This is a genomic window from Kitasatospora sp. NPDC114501 (assembly GCF_055633695.1).
Window position 1 is genome coordinate 221,012 of the sequence record NZ_JBVKDS010000004.1, and the last position, 12,458, is coordinate 233,469.

A 12,458-nucleotide genomic window follows, 5' to 3' on the forward strand; every position below is an offset into this window, starting at 1 on the left:
GTCAGAAGCGGATTCGGGGCGGGTAGCCGGTCCAGTGCAGCTCCTCCGGCAGGTGGCCCTGGTCGTTCAGCAGCAGCACGGCGGGCGGCCGGCCGGGCGCGTAGCGCAGGACGGTCAGCGCCGCGTTGGCGGCGTTGACGCCGAGCCAGCGCCAGGCCGGGGCGTCCAGCGCGTGCCGGACCAGCCAGCCGACCAGGAAGGCGTGGGTGATCACCAGCTCGTGCCGCTCCTCGCCGCCCGGCACCGGCCCGGTGAACCGCTCGACGGCCCGCCGTGCCAGCGCGGCCCCGCCCGCCCGCTCCTCCGCCGTGGTGCCCGCGAGGTAGGCCAGCAGGAACTCGGCGCTGTCGTCGGGCAGTTCGTCCCGCGCCGGCACGTACGGAACGAAGTCCCCGGCCTCCTCGCACGGCTCCGGCCGTACGCCGCCCAGCTGCTCCGCGACCAGCCGCGCGGTCTCGGCCGCCCGGGGCAGCGGGCCGTGGTACAGCACCGAGACCGGGCGTCCGGCCAGCCGCCGGCCCAGCAGGGCGGCCTGGCGGCGGCCGGCGGCGGTGAGTCCGCTGTCGTCGCCTTCGGACGCGGCCTCGCCGTGGCGGGCCAGGTAGAGGTAACGGGTGGCGCGGTCGGTCATGCTCGGGACTCCTCACGATGGACGAAGATCACGTCGTGCCGGAGTGACGTACCGCGGGCCGTGCCCGGTTCCGGGTCAGGCCCGGTGAGCCGGGCCGGGGCCAGCCCCCGGAGGCCCGGTGGTCGCGCCGGGGTCAGCCCCGGTGGGCCTCGTCCAGCAGCGCCAGCTCCTCCGCCGACAGCCGCAGCGCCCCGGCGGCGATGTTGTCCTCCAGGTGCGCCACGTCGCCCGTGCCCGGGATGGCCAGCACATGCGGTCCGCGTTGCAGCGTCCAGGCCAGCCGCACCTGGGCGGTGCTCACCCCGCGCGCCTCGGCGACCGTCCGGACCTGGGCGGACTCGGCCTCGCCGGCGCCGCCCTCCCGTCCGGCCCCGGCGATCGCGTAGAAGGGGACGAAGGCGATGCCCTGCTCCCCGCAGATCCGCAGCAGCTCGTCCTGCTCGGCCGAGGCGCCGATGCCGTACGGGTTCTGCACGCAGACCACCGGCGCGATGGTCCGCGCCTCGGCGAGCTGGTGCGGGTGGACGTTGGACAGGCCCAGCTCCCGGATCAGCCCGGCCTCGCGCAGCTCGGCCAGCGCGCCGAAGCGTTCGGCGACCGAGTCGGTGCCGAGGACGCGCAGGTTCACCAGGTCGAGGTGGTCGCGGCCGAGCTGGCGCAGGTTCTGCTCGACCTGGGCGCGCAGCCGCTCGGGGGTGCGGGCGTGCTCGACCCACTCGCCGTCGAGGCCGCGGCCGGGGCCGACCTTGGTGGCGATCACCAGGTCGTCGGCGTACGGCGCGAGCGCCCGGTTGATCAGCTCGTTGGCGGAGCGCAGCGGGGAGAAGTAGAAGGCGGCGGTGTCGATGTGGTTGACACCCAGTTCGACCGCGCGGCGCAGCACCCGCAGCGCCTGGTCGCGGTCGCGCGGGACGGCGTGCGGGACGAGCGCCGGGCCGGTCTGCGGCAGGCGCATCGTGCCGAAGCCGATCCGGTGCACGGTGCGGTCGCCGAGCCGCCAGGTGCCGGAGGCGGCGGCGGTGATGCTCGCGGGCGTGCTGGTTGCGCGGGCGGTGGTTGCGGGGGCGGTGATCGAGGCACTGTCGGAAGTCATGCCGATCATGATCGCCAATGCTCTAACCTGACCGCCAGTGATTCGGGAATGTGTGAATCCACCGGAGGCCGATCAGGGGGAGCCTTGCCGACCGAGCTGCTGTTCACGGCGGGCGACCTGGCCCGGATGCGGTTCGCGGTCTCGCCGATGTGGGAGGTCGGTCCGAGCCTGCGCCTGCTGCGTTCGGGCCTCCCGCACGCCGTCCACCAGCCGTGGGTGGAACAGGTCCGGCCCCGGCTCGCCGCGCTCGGCCCGGCGTACGGGCTGCTCGCGGAACTCGTCCCGCCCACCGGCTACGTGCCCGACTTCATCAACCCGGCCCCGCCCGGGCCCGCGCCGACCCTCGCCGAGGAACTCGCCGCGATCCGGGCCACCCCGACCGCGCGGGTCCGGCGCGACCTCGACCGGCTGGCGGAGGAACAGGGCCCGCTCGGGCCCCGGCTGCGGGCCCTGCACGCCGATCCGCAGGCCGGACTGCCCCGGCTGACCGGGGCGATCGGGACGTACTGGGAGCTGGCGCTGGCACCGTACTGGGCGCGGATCCGTGCCGTTCTGGACGCCGAGGTGCTGCGCCGGGCCCGGCAGGCCGCCGAGTACGGAGCCGCGCGGGTGCTGAACGACCTGCACGCGGAGCTGCGCTGGTCGGAGGACACCCTCCGGCTGCTCCACCGGTCCCGCCCGCTGCCCGACCGGAAGGCCGGAGCGGGCCTGCTGCTGATCCCGTCGGCCTTCACCGGCCCGGGCCTGTTCACCCGGCTCGCCCCGGCGGACCCGCCCCAGGTCGCCTACCCGGCCCGCGGGACCGGCGGCCTGTGGGCGACGGCGCCGATCCCCGGCACCGGGGCGCTCGCCGCGGTGCTCGGCCGCTCCCGCGCCCTGCTGCTGGCGGAGCTCGCCGACCCGGCGTCGACCACCGAACTCGCCCGGCGCACCGGACTCTCGCCCTCGGCCGTCTCGCAGTACCTGACGGCGCTGCGCGACGCGCACCTGGTGAGCGCCCACCGTGCGGGCCGCTGGGTGCTCTACGCCCGGACGGCCTCGGCGGAGGCACTGCTGGCCCCGTTCGAGCGCGGGTGACCGGGTGACCCCGGCCCGCCCGACGCGACGGCGTCCTCGGGCCCGGAGGCTCCGGACGCCCGCAGCGCGCGGGCCATGACACCTCGTCGGCGCCCCGGGGTACCCCTCCGTACCTCCGCCGCCGTCAGACACGTCTTAAGGCCTGCGCCCCCCCGGAACTCCGGTAGCCGGACGGCCCGGCCCGGCGGGGATCCGCCGGGCCGGGCCGCTGTCGGTGGGAACGGGTGGAGCCGGACGGCGTCAGCTGACGTTGACGCCGCTCCAGGCAGCCGCCACCGCGTTGTACTCGGCGCTGCCCGCGCCGTACAGGTCGCGGGCCGCGTTCAGCGAGGCGGTACGGGCGCCCTTGTAGGTGGTGGTGGAGGTCATGTAGACGGTCAGCGCGCGGTACCAGATCTTGGCGATCTTGTCGTGGCCGACGCCGGCCACCGTGGAGCCGTTGCAGGTCGGGCTGTTGTAGGTGACGCCGTTGACAGTCTTGCTGCCGCTGCCCTCGCTCGCCAGGTAGAACCAGTGGTTGCCGACGCCCGAGGAGTTGTGGACGTCGAGCTTGCCGACCGAGCTGCTCCAGCAGTCGGCCGAGCGGCCGTCCAGCGAGGGCTTGTCGAAGCGGCGCAGCCACGGCGGGGTGGACTGGTCGCTGAACAGGTAGTCACCGGTGTCGATGCTGTTGTTGGCGTACCACTCGACCATGGTGCCGAAGATGTCGCTGGTGGACTCGTTGAGGCCGCCGGACTCGCCGCTGTAGCGCAGGTTGGCGGTGGCGCTGGTGACGCCGTGGGTCATCTCGTGGCCCATGGTGTCCAGGTCCACCTGCTCCGGGTCGGTGGTGCCGTCGCCGTCGCCGGTCATCATGCAGAAGCAGGTGTCGGACCACTGGGCGTTGTCCCAGTTGGTGCCGACGTGGACGAAGACGGTGGCGCCCTTGCCGTCGTTCTTGATGCCGTTTCGGCCGTGGACGTTCTTGTAGTAGTCGTACGTCCAGGCGGTGTTGGCGTGGGCGTCGACGGCGGCGGTGGAGCGGTCGGTGGAGAACTTGCGCCCGTCGCCCCAGACGTTGGTGGTGCTGCTGAACGGGGTGCCGGAGGTGGCCTTGAGCGAGCTCGCGGAGAGGTTGTTGGCGTCCTTGGTGACGTGGCCGCGGATCGGGTCGGTCAGCGTGTAGCCCCCGCCGGTCTTGGCGGTGGTGTCGATGCTGATCTTGCCGGTGTACTCGGAGTTCCCGGTGCCGGTCGCCTGGTGCTCGGCGTCGTAGGACTCGATCTGCTCGCCGGTGGTGGCGTCGGTGACGACCACCTTGCCGGCCGGCTGGCCGTGCTCGCCGGTGCCTTCGACGGTGGTGCGCCAGGCCAGTCGGGGCGTGCCGTCGGCGGCCCAGACGACCAGTTCGGGGGTGCTGACGGCGTCCTGGACGCCCGGGGCGGCGGCCAGCGCGCCGGCCGCGCCGGACTGCGCGGTCACCTTGGGGACGGTCGACTTCACGGCGGCGTCGTGGGCGGCCGCGCGGGAGGAGTCCTTGAGCCGGCCCTTGGCGTCCTGGTGGACGACCAGGTCGCCGCCGACCACCGGCAGGCCCTGGAAGGTGCGGTCGAAGCGCACGTGCGAGGTGCCGTCGGCGTCCAGCACGACGTCCTTGAGCACGAGGTCCTGACCGGTGCCGAAGCCGAACACCGCGGCGTTGTGGGCCACGTTGGCGCGGGCCTGGGATATCGCGGCGTCGCGCGGGCCGGTGGCGGCGGAGGCCGTGGCGGCCGGGACGGTGGCGCCGGCGAGGGCGGCGACGACCGCGACGGCCGCGGCCACGCGGGCACGGCGGGAGGAGGGCGTGGGGATCACTCTGACTCCAGTGGGGGTAGCTGCAGGGAAAGGAGCTGGTCAGAGATTGACGGCGGTCAGTCAGGTGCAGCTAGAGGAAAGGTCATAACTTTGCCAAGTTGTGTCCTTGGACGGTCAAAAGTGACCAGGAATTAACAAGCGGTCTACAGTGCCGTCGTGACGATCGACTATCTGTGGCGTGGACCGCTCACCGGCGCCGAACTCGGCGCCCTGCACGCCGAGGGCTTCGGCGGGCCCGTGGAACCCGACGGCCGGATCGCCCGGTTGGAGCGGTACAGCCTCGGCTGGGTCACCGCCCGCCGCGCCGCCGACGGCACCCTGGTCGGCTTCGTCAACCTCGCCTGGGACGGCGGCGTCCACGCCTTCCTGCTCGACACCGTGGTCGCCGTGGACTCCCGGCGGCAGGGAGTCGCCACCCGGCTGGTCGCCGAGGCCGCCGACGGCGCCCGCGCGGCCGGCTGCAGCTGGCTGCACGTCGACTTCGAGCCGCACCTGCGCCCCTACTACCTCGACGCCTGCGGCCTGCGGCCCACCGACGCGGGGCTGTTGGCGCTCTGACCGGGGGCCCGCCGCCGACCGGACCGGGGGCTGTCGGCGGCGTGGCCGCACCCCCTAGGCTTCCGCCCCATGGACGGATGGGTGGGGGCCTGGACCGGCGGCCGGGCGGCGGTCCACGTGGGCGACGTGGCGGACTTCGACGCGCAGTTCCTCGCCCCCGGCACGGACCGGGCGCAGCGCCTGCGCCGGCTGCGGCAGGCCCACCACTACGCCTGCCTGGCCGTCGGCTACAGCCCCGAACCGGCCGTGCTGGTGCTGCCCGCCGAGGTCGCCCCGGAGTGGACCGCCTGGCTGGGCCGGGAGTTGGCCTGGGGCCCGGTCGAGGTGCACGCCGGCGTGGCCCCGGACCGGACGGTGGCCGAGGCGCTCGCCGACCGCCCCGCCCTGGCGGCGCGGATCACCGGCTCCGGCCGTCCGGTGGTGGGTTGGGGCCGGACGGCCGCGCAGGGCGAGGGGCCCGAGCTCGCCGCCGTCCGCCGCTTCGAGTCCAAGGCCGCCGCCCACGACCTGTTCGCCGCCCTCGCCCCCGAGCACCCCGGCATCCGCGTGCCGCACCAGGAGCGCCCGGACGGCCGGCGCCGGGCCGCCCGCCGGCTGACCGCCCGCGCCGTCCGGGGGCTGACCACGGTGCTGAAGAGCCCGTACGGCGTCGGCGGCCACGGCACCGTCGTGGTGGAGCCCGCCGAACTGTTCGCCGCGGGTGGCGGCGGGGCCCTGCTGCGGCGGCTGGTCCGGACCGGAGACCTGCCGTCCGACGGCCCGCTGCTGCTGGAGGAGTACGTGGACCCGGGCCCGGCCGCCCGGCTGCGCGACCTCACCTACGACGCCCTGGTCGGCCCGGACGGCACGGTCCACCCGGTCGGCGCGGGCGCCATGGACGTGGCCGGCACCCGCTACCGGGGCGTCACCGTCGGCCCCGGCGCGGTGCCGCGGGGCGCCGCCGACACCGCCCGCCGGTTCACCCTGGCGGTGGGGGAGCGGCTGGCCGCCGAGGGCTACCGCGGCTGGTACGACGTCGACTTCGTCACCGACCGGGAGCGCCGGCTCGCCCCCACCGAGATCAACCTGCGGCTCACCGGCCCGGCCGTCGCCCTCATGCTGCGCGCCCGCCTCGACCGGGTGCGCGGCCCGGGCCACCTGGTGCGCACCCTGGACGCGATGCCGCTCGGCGCCCGGCTCGACCAGGGCGCGCTGCACGACCACCTGGAACGGCTGCGGCCGCGCTGCGCCCGGCTCGGCGTCACCCTGCTGCCGCTGATCCCGACCGCCGGCCGCGAGCCCGAGCCCACCGTCGGCCTCGCCCTCGCTGGGCCGGACCTCGAGGCGCTGGACGCCGCCGAGGCCCTGGTCACCGCGGCCCACCACGCCCTGGCCGGGATCTTCGAGGCGCTTCGCTGACGAATCGTCACCGACCCTTGCGGGCACGGGGTTTGCGCAACAGGAAGGCCACCACGACGACCGCCGCCAGCATCAACGGGACGTTGAAGGCGAACACCATCGCCGTCTGGCGCGGCCAGTCCGTCGCCGAGGTGAGCCGGTAGAGGTTGTCCTGCGGCCACCAGGAGGCCAGCAGCCAGACCGCCGAGAGGTGGGCGAGCAGCGACAGCCCGAACGACCGGCCCTGGCGCAGCACCGCCGGGAAGCCGAGGACCAGGAAGGCCACCCCGGCGCCGAACGCCAGGTTCTCGCACAGGTAGAGCAGTTGGAAGCCGGCCCGGTAGCCGGACGGCACGCCGCTGAGGTCGGTCGCGCCGGGGAAGAACACCTCGGTGGTCAGCCAGGCGAACAGCGCCCCGATCGCCACCAGCAGTGCCGCCGCGCAGCCCAGGGACTCGTCCGCGCCGCCGCCCGCGCCCCCGGCCTTGCCACCACTACGGCGCGGACCGCCCTTCGCCCCCGCCGACCCGCCCGGACGCGGGGCGGTGTGCCCCGGCGGGGCCGGCAGCGGCAGCGCCGCGCGGTCCAGCTTGCCCGCCCGGGTGCGCGGCAGCTCGGGCACCGGGACGACGGCGGCGGGCACCGACCGGCCCTGGAGCCGCGTCCCCAGGTACTGGGAGAGCGACCAGCCGTCCGTCCCGTCCCAGCCCGGCTCGGTCACCGCGTAGCCGACCAGCTGCCGCTTGCCCGGTCGGGGCTCCACCTCGACGACGGCCGCCTCCCGGACCCCCGGATGGCCGCGCAGCACGCCCTCGGCCCGCGCCGCCGCCCGGACCAGGGGCAGCACCGTGGCGACCGGCCGGGGGCCGAGCGGCCCGACCACCGTCGCCGCCCGGGCGGTGAACTCCAGGACCCCGTCGTCCCGCAGCCGCCCGACGTCGCCGGTCAGCAGCACCCGCCCGTCCGGGTCGAAGTCCGCCCGGACGAAGCTGCGGGCGGTGTCCGCGGGCCGGTTCAGGTAGCCGCGGGCCAGGCCGGCGCCGCCGATCGCGATCTCGCCGAACCGTCCGCGCGGCAGCGGCGTCCCCTCCGGCCCCAGCACGTACACCCGGGTGCCGGGGAAGGGCCGGCCGACCAGCGAGACCCGCTCGGCGCCGTCGGCGGCGGCCGTGCCCCGGGCGTCGAACCAGGTGCTGTCCACGGTGGCCTCGGCCAGGCCGTAGACGTTCAGCACCCTGGTCCGCTCGCCGAGCAGCCGCTGAAGGCCCGACTGCTCGTCCAGGTACCACTTCTCGGCGCCGACGGTGAGCAGCCGCACCCCGGGCAGCCCGTCGCCGGTCCGCGCCAGCAGCGCGGCCAGCCTGCGCGCGGTGCGGACGTTCAGCTCCAGGACGGTGATCCGCTCGGCGGCGACCAGGGCGGGCAGCGCGCCGAGGTCGACGGCACGGTCCAGGGCGAGGTTGAACGGGGTGACGACCAGGGTGGCGCCGGTGCCGAGGGCGCGGACCCAGTCGGCGGTGAAGACGTCGAACTCCAGGCTCGCGGTCTGCAGGATCCGGTCCTCGGCGGTGAGCCCGTACACCTCGCGCCAACCCTCGTACGCGGACAGCAGGTTGCGGTGCTCGATCAGCGCGCCGACGGGCAGGCCGGTGGAGCCGGAGGTGTAGAGGACGCAGGCGAGGTCCGCGGAGGAGGTCTCGGGCGGCTCGAACGGGGCCGTCGCGGGGGCGGCCTCGTCGACGCAGACCAGCCGCACCCCGCCGGCGTCCGCCAGCCGGCCGCGGTGGCGCTTCTCGGTCACCACCACGTCCGGCGCGGCGTCCGCCAGCACGTGCCGCAGCAAGGTGTCCGGCGCGGTCGGCTCCAGCGGTACGAACGCCGCGCCCGCCTTCAGCACGGCCAGCAGCGCCACGTACACCTCGGTGCCCCGGCCCAGTGCGACCGCCGCCCGGCCGCCCGGGGCCAGGCCCCGTTCCGTCAGCACGGCGGCCAGCCGTCCGGCCCGCGCGTCCAGTTCCCGGTAAGTCAGCTCCCGCTCGCCGCAGCGCACGGCCACCGCCTCCGGCGCCCGGCGGGCCCGCCGTTCGACCAGTGCGTGCAGGGTGTCGGCCCGCTCCTCGGTCATCCTCGTCTCCCCCTGTTCCCCTCGGAGGCACGATCCTCCTACCAACTCCCGCCGGGCAACAGGGTTCTGGCGCGTCCACCCCTCGGACGGGCGGGCCCGCCCCCGGGCGACGGTTGTACTCTGCACGCGGACGGACGGCGCCGGCACGTCCGCCGCGCCCCTCCCACCCTGCCCGCGTGCGGCGCCCCGCCCGCACGCCCCGTCCGACGCCGCGATCGGAGCCCCATGCACCCATCTGCCCCCGACGCCGCCGGGCCGCTGCTGCGCACCCGGGACGTCGACGTCGTGCGCGACGGCCGCCACCTGCTGCGCGGGATCACCCTGGAGATCCGGCCGGGCGAGCACTGGGCGCTGCTCGGCCCCAACGGCGCGGGCAAGTCCACCCTGCTCGCGCTGCTCGGCGCGGTCTCCCACCCGACCCGGGGCGAGGTGGACGTGCTCGGCCGCCGGCTCGGCCGGGTGGACGTCCGGGAGCTGCGCGCCCATCTCGGGCACGTCAATCCGCGCCACCCGCTGCGCTCGCCGCTGACCGTGCGCGAGGTGGTGCTCACCGGGCACACCAACACCATCGAGCCGGAGTTCCACCGCAAGCCGGCCCCGGAGGCGCTGGAGCGGGCCGAGCTGCTGATCGACACGCTCGGCATGCGCGCGCTGGCCGAGGCCGCCTGGACCACGCTCTCCCAGGGCGAGCGCGGCCGGGCCCTGATCGCCCGCGCGCTGATGCCCAGCCCCCGGCTGCTGCTGCTCGACGAGCCCGCCACCGGCCTCGACCTGACCGCCCGCGAACTGCTGCTGGACAGCCTGGACCTGCTGCGCCACCAGCACCCGGAACTGGCCAGCGTCCTGGTCACCCACCACCTGGAGGAGCTGCCGGAGAGCACCACCCACGCCCTGCTGCTGCGCGGCGGCGAGTGCGTCGCGGCCGGGCCGGTGGCGGAGGTGATGACCACGGAGCTGATCAGCGAGACCTTCGGCCACCCGATCCGGATCAGCCGGCACGAGGGCCGCTGGACGGCCCGGGCGGCCGCCCGCCGTACACCGGGAAGATAACGGTTCCGGGGGTGGGTATGGACTGAAAATCGTCTGTACGTAAGGTATGCCTTAGCTAATGATGGTCGGCTGGCCCCCCAGCCGACCGCACTGCCTCGGCACTCCCATGCCCTTTTTCCGTTGGAGCCCCCATGTCCGCCCGTCGCCGATCCACCGCAGCAGCGCTGCTCACCCTCGCCGTGGCGACCGCAACCCTGGCCGGCTGCTCGTCCAAGAAGGACGACAAGGCCGCCTCCGACGCGGTCAAGGTGAACGCGACCGACACCGCCTGCGAGGTCTCCCGGACCAGCTTCCCGGCCGGCCACGTCGTGCTGGACATCAGCAACAAGGGCTCCAAGACCACCGAGGTCTACGTCTACGGCGACGGCGACAAGATCGTCACCGAGCGCGAGAACATCGGCCCCGGCACCAAGGCCAGCATCAACGCCGAGATCAAGGCCGGCTCGTACGAGATCGCCTGCAAGCCCGGCATGGTCGGCGACGGCATCCGCCAGAAGATCACCGTCACCGGAGCGGGCGGCAGCGCCGCGCCGACCGACCCGCGCCTGGCCGCCGCCGTCGACTCCTACCGCACGTACGCCCAGCAGCAGGCCGACGCCACCATCCCGGCCGTCGAGGCCTTCGCCGCCGCGATCAAGGCGGGCGACGTGGAGCAGGCCAAGTCGCTGTACGCGCCCTCGCGCACCGGCTGGGAGCGCACCGAGCCGGTCGCCGAGAGCTTCGGTGACGTCGACCCGAAGACGGACACCCGCGAGGACAAGCTGGAGCAGGGCCAGGAGTGGACCGGCTGGCACAAGCTGGAGAAGTCGCTCTGGGCCGACGCGAGGATCGGCGACGACGAGAAGAAGCTGGCCGACCAGCTGGTCGCCGACCTCAAGGACTGGCAGAAGAAGATCCCCGCGGCCGAGATCACCGCGACCAGCATGGCCAACGGCGCCAAGGAACTGCTGGACGAGGTCGCCACCAACAAGATCACCGGTGAGGAGGACCGCTACAGCCACACCGACCTGGCCGACTTCCAGGCCAACGTCGAGGGCGCGCAGAAGGCCTACGAGCTGCTGAAGCCGGTCGCCGCCGAGAAGGACGCGGAGCTGGCGAAGACGCTGGACTCCGAGTTCGCCGCCATCAACACCCTGCTGGCCAAGTACAAGCAGGCGGACGGCACCTTCACCTCCTACGACAAGGTCACCGAGGCCGAGCGCAAGACCTTCTCCGACGCGGTCAACTCGCTGGGCGAGCCGCTGTCGAAGCTGGCCGCCGCCGTGGTCGTCAAGTAACGGCCGCACCCACCCGAAGCACCAGTCCCACCACCCCCACCGACGCCGTGGCGGCCCGCGATCCGGCCGCCACGGCCTCCGTGGGTCAGCGCAGAAGTCCAGCACAGTAGAAGGGCCCGCCCGCCGATGGACACGGAGCACGAGCAGCAGAACGGGACGCCGGCCACCACCGACGCCACCGAGAGCAGGGGCGCGGTCAGTCGGCGCGCCGTCATCGGCTGGGCCGGCGCGGGCGTCGCGCTCGGCGCCGCCGCCGTCGGCTCGGTCGCCGCGGCGACCCGCCAGGACGACGCCGCCCCGGTGGCCGCCCCGGTCGGCGCCGAGGTGCCGTTCTACGGCGAGCACCAGGCGGGCATCTCCACCCCGGTCCAGGACCGGCTGCACTTCGCCGCCTTCGACGTCTCCGAGAAGGCCACCCGGGACTCCCTGGTCAAGATGCTCAAGGAGTGGACCAAGGCGGCCGCCGCGATGACCGGCGGGCGCGAGGTCGGCACCGGCGCGGTGCCCGGATCGGCGGAGGCGCCGCCGGACGACACCGGCGAGGCCCTCGGCCTGCCCGCCTCCCGGCTCACCCTCACCATCGGCTTCGGCCCGAGCCTGTTCGAGAAGGACGGCGTGGACCGCTTCGGCCTCCTGGCCAAGCGCCCCGAGGCCCTGATCGACCTGCCGAACTTCAAGGGCGACAAGCTCGACCCGACCCGCAGCGGCGGCGACATCTGCGTCCAGGCCTGCGCCGACGACCCGCAGGTCGCCGTGCACGCGATCCGCAACCTGGCCCGGATCGGCATGGGCACCGTCAACATCCGCTGGTCGCAGCTCGGTTTCGGCAAGACCTCCTCGACCACCCCGGACGCGCAGACCCCGCGCAACCTGATGGGGTTCAAGGACGGCACCCACAACATCGCCGGCACCGACACCGCGAAGCTGGCCGACCACGTCTGGGCCGCCCCCGGCGACGGCCCGGAGTGGATGACCGGCGGTTCCTACCTGGTCGCCCGGCGGATCCGGATGCACATCGAGACCTGGGACCGCACCGCGCTCAAGGAGCAGGAGGACGTCTTCGGCCGCACCAAGGGCGAGGGCGCCCCGTACGGCAAGGCCAAGGAGCACGACGCGCCGGACCTCAAGGCGATGCCCGCGGACTCGCACGTCGCGCTCGCCCACCCGGACGCCAACAACGGCCTGATGATCCTGCGCCGCGGCTTCTCCTTCACCGACGGCACCGACGGCCTCGGCCGGCTGGACGCGGGGCTGTTCTTCCTCGCCTACCAGCGCGACACCCGCAAGGCCTTCGTCCCGCTGCAGAACCGCCTGGCGGCGAGCGACAAGCTCAACGAGTACATCCAGCACGTCGGTTCCGCCCACTTCGCCTGCCCGGCGGGCGTGCGCAAGCCGGGGGAGTGGTGGGGCCAGGCCCTCTTCGGCTGATCCCCG

General features: G+C 74.6%; 10 protein-coding genes. 6 read left to right on the forward strand and 4 right to left on the reverse strand.

The window, feature by feature from the left end; translation table 11 throughout:
* Position 1 precedes the first annotated feature (1 nt).
* Together ACZ7RU_RS10090 and ACZ7RU_RS10095 are read right to left on the reverse strand one after the other, a co-directional pair.
* Positions 2-631, reverse strand: coding sequence for a histidine phosphatase family protein (locus ACZ7RU_RS10090; RefSeq protein WP_470340404.1), 630 nt, complete (start codon positions 629-631; stop codon positions 2-4).
* Between the two features lie 133 nt (positions 632-764).
* Complete coding sequence (locus ACZ7RU_RS10095; RefSeq protein ID WP_470340405.1) at positions 765-1,724, reverse strand: oxidoreductase; 960 nt, start codon at positions 1,722-1,724, stop codon at positions 765-767.
* A gap of 84 nt (positions 1,725-1,808) precedes the next feature.
* On the opposite strand from ACZ7RU_RS10095, the gene ACZ7RU_RS10100 reads away from it, so the two are divergent.
* A complete protein-coding gene (locus ACZ7RU_RS10100; RefSeq protein ID WP_470340406.1) occupies positions 1,809-2,801 on the forward strand; it encodes an ArsR/SmtB family transcription factor in 993 nt (330 codons plus the stop codon).
* Between the two features lie 240 nt (positions 2,802-3,041).
* Here the strand turns inward: ACZ7RU_RS10100 and ACZ7RU_RS10105 are convergent, their stop codons facing one another.
* Positions 3,042-4,637 (reverse strand): M4 family metallopeptidase, encoded by a 1,596-nt coding sequence (locus ACZ7RU_RS10105; protein ID WP_470340407.1) that lies wholly within the window; start codon positions 4,635-4,637, stop codon positions 3,042-3,044.
* A 156-nt stretch (positions 4,638-4,793) separates the two neighbouring features.
* Here ACZ7RU_RS10105 and ACZ7RU_RS10110 point away from each other — a divergent pair, with 156 nt between their 5' ends.
* Both ACZ7RU_RS10110 and ACZ7RU_RS10115 read left to right on the forward strand, forming a co-directional pair.
* Positions 4,794-5,195 (forward strand): GNAT family N-acetyltransferase, encoded by a 402-nt coding sequence (locus tag ACZ7RU_RS10110; protein WP_470340408.1) that lies wholly within the window; start codon positions 4,794-4,796, stop codon positions 5,193-5,195.
* A 69-nt stretch (positions 5,196-5,264) separates the two neighbouring features.
* A complete protein-coding gene (locus ACZ7RU_RS10115; protein WP_470340409.1) occupies positions 5,265-6,593 on the forward strand; it encodes a hypothetical protein in 1,329 nt (442 codons plus the stop codon).
* Positions 6,594-6,600: 7 nt separating this feature from the next.
* Here ACZ7RU_RS10115 and ACZ7RU_RS10120 read toward each other — a convergent pair whose 3' ends face one another.
* The gene (locus tag ACZ7RU_RS10120; RefSeq protein ID WP_470340410.1) at positions 6,601-8,697 is read right to left on the reverse strand and encodes an amino acid adenylation domain-containing protein; all 2,097 of its coding nucleotides are present in this window, start codon (positions 8,695-8,697) and stop codon (positions 6,601-6,603) included.
* Between the two features lie 225 nt (positions 8,698-8,922).
* On the opposite strand from ACZ7RU_RS10120, the gene ACZ7RU_RS10125 reads away from it, so the two are divergent.
* The 3 genes from ACZ7RU_RS10125 to efeB all read left to right on the forward strand — a co-directional run bounded on the left by ACZ7RU_RS10125 (position 8,923) and on the right by efeB (position 12,452).
* Entirely contained in the window at positions 8,923-9,747 is an 825-nt protein-coding gene (locus ACZ7RU_RS10125) for an ABC transporter ATP-binding protein (RefSeq protein ID WP_470340411.1), read from the forward strand.
* Between the two features lie 131 nt (positions 9,748-9,878).
* Positions 9,879-11,024, forward strand: a complete 1,146-nt coding sequence (gene efeO, locus ACZ7RU_RS10130) for an iron uptake system protein EfeO (protein ID WP_470340412.1) — start codon at positions 9,879-9,881, stop codon at positions 11,022-11,024.
* Between the two features lie 126 nt (positions 11,025-11,150).
* On the forward strand, positions 11,151-12,452 hold the full coding sequence (gene efeB, locus ACZ7RU_RS10135; RefSeq protein WP_470340413.1) for an iron uptake transporter deferrochelatase/peroxidase subunit: 1,302 nt from the start codon (positions 11,151-11,153) through the stop codon (positions 12,450-12,452).
* Positions 12,453-12,458 lie beyond the last annotated feature (6 nt).

What these genes read in the sequence shown, in the direction of transcription:
- ACZ7RU_RS10090 (WP_470340404.1), bottom strand. Translation starts at nt 631, where the DNA reads ATGACCGACCGCGCCACCCGTTACCTCTACCTGGCCCGCCACGGCGAG.
- ACZ7RU_RS10095 (WP_470340405.1), bottom strand. Translation starts at nt 1,724, where the DNA reads ATGACTTCCGACAGTGCCTCGATCACCGCCCCCGCAACCACCGCCCGC.
- ACZ7RU_RS10115 (WP_470340409.1), top strand. Translation starts at nt 5,265, where the DNA reads ATGGACGGATGGGTGGGGGCCTGGACCGGCGGCCGGGCGGCGGTCCAC.
- ACZ7RU_RS10120 (WP_470340410.1), bottom strand. Translation starts at nt 8,697, where the DNA reads ATGACCGAGGAGCGGGCCGACACCCTGCACGCACTGGTCGAACGGCGG.
- ACZ7RU_RS10125 (WP_470340411.1), top strand. Translation starts at nt 8,923, where the DNA reads ATGCACCCATCTGCCCCCGACGCCGCCGGGCCGCTGCTGCGCACCCGG.
- efeO (WP_470340412.1), top strand. Translation starts at nt 9,879, where the DNA reads ATGTCCGCCCGTCGCCGATCCACCGCAGCAGCGCTGCTCACCCTCGCC.
- efeB (WP_470340413.1), top strand. Translation starts at nt 11,151, where the DNA reads ATGGACACGGAGCACGAGCAGCAGAACGGGACGCCGGCCACCACCGAC.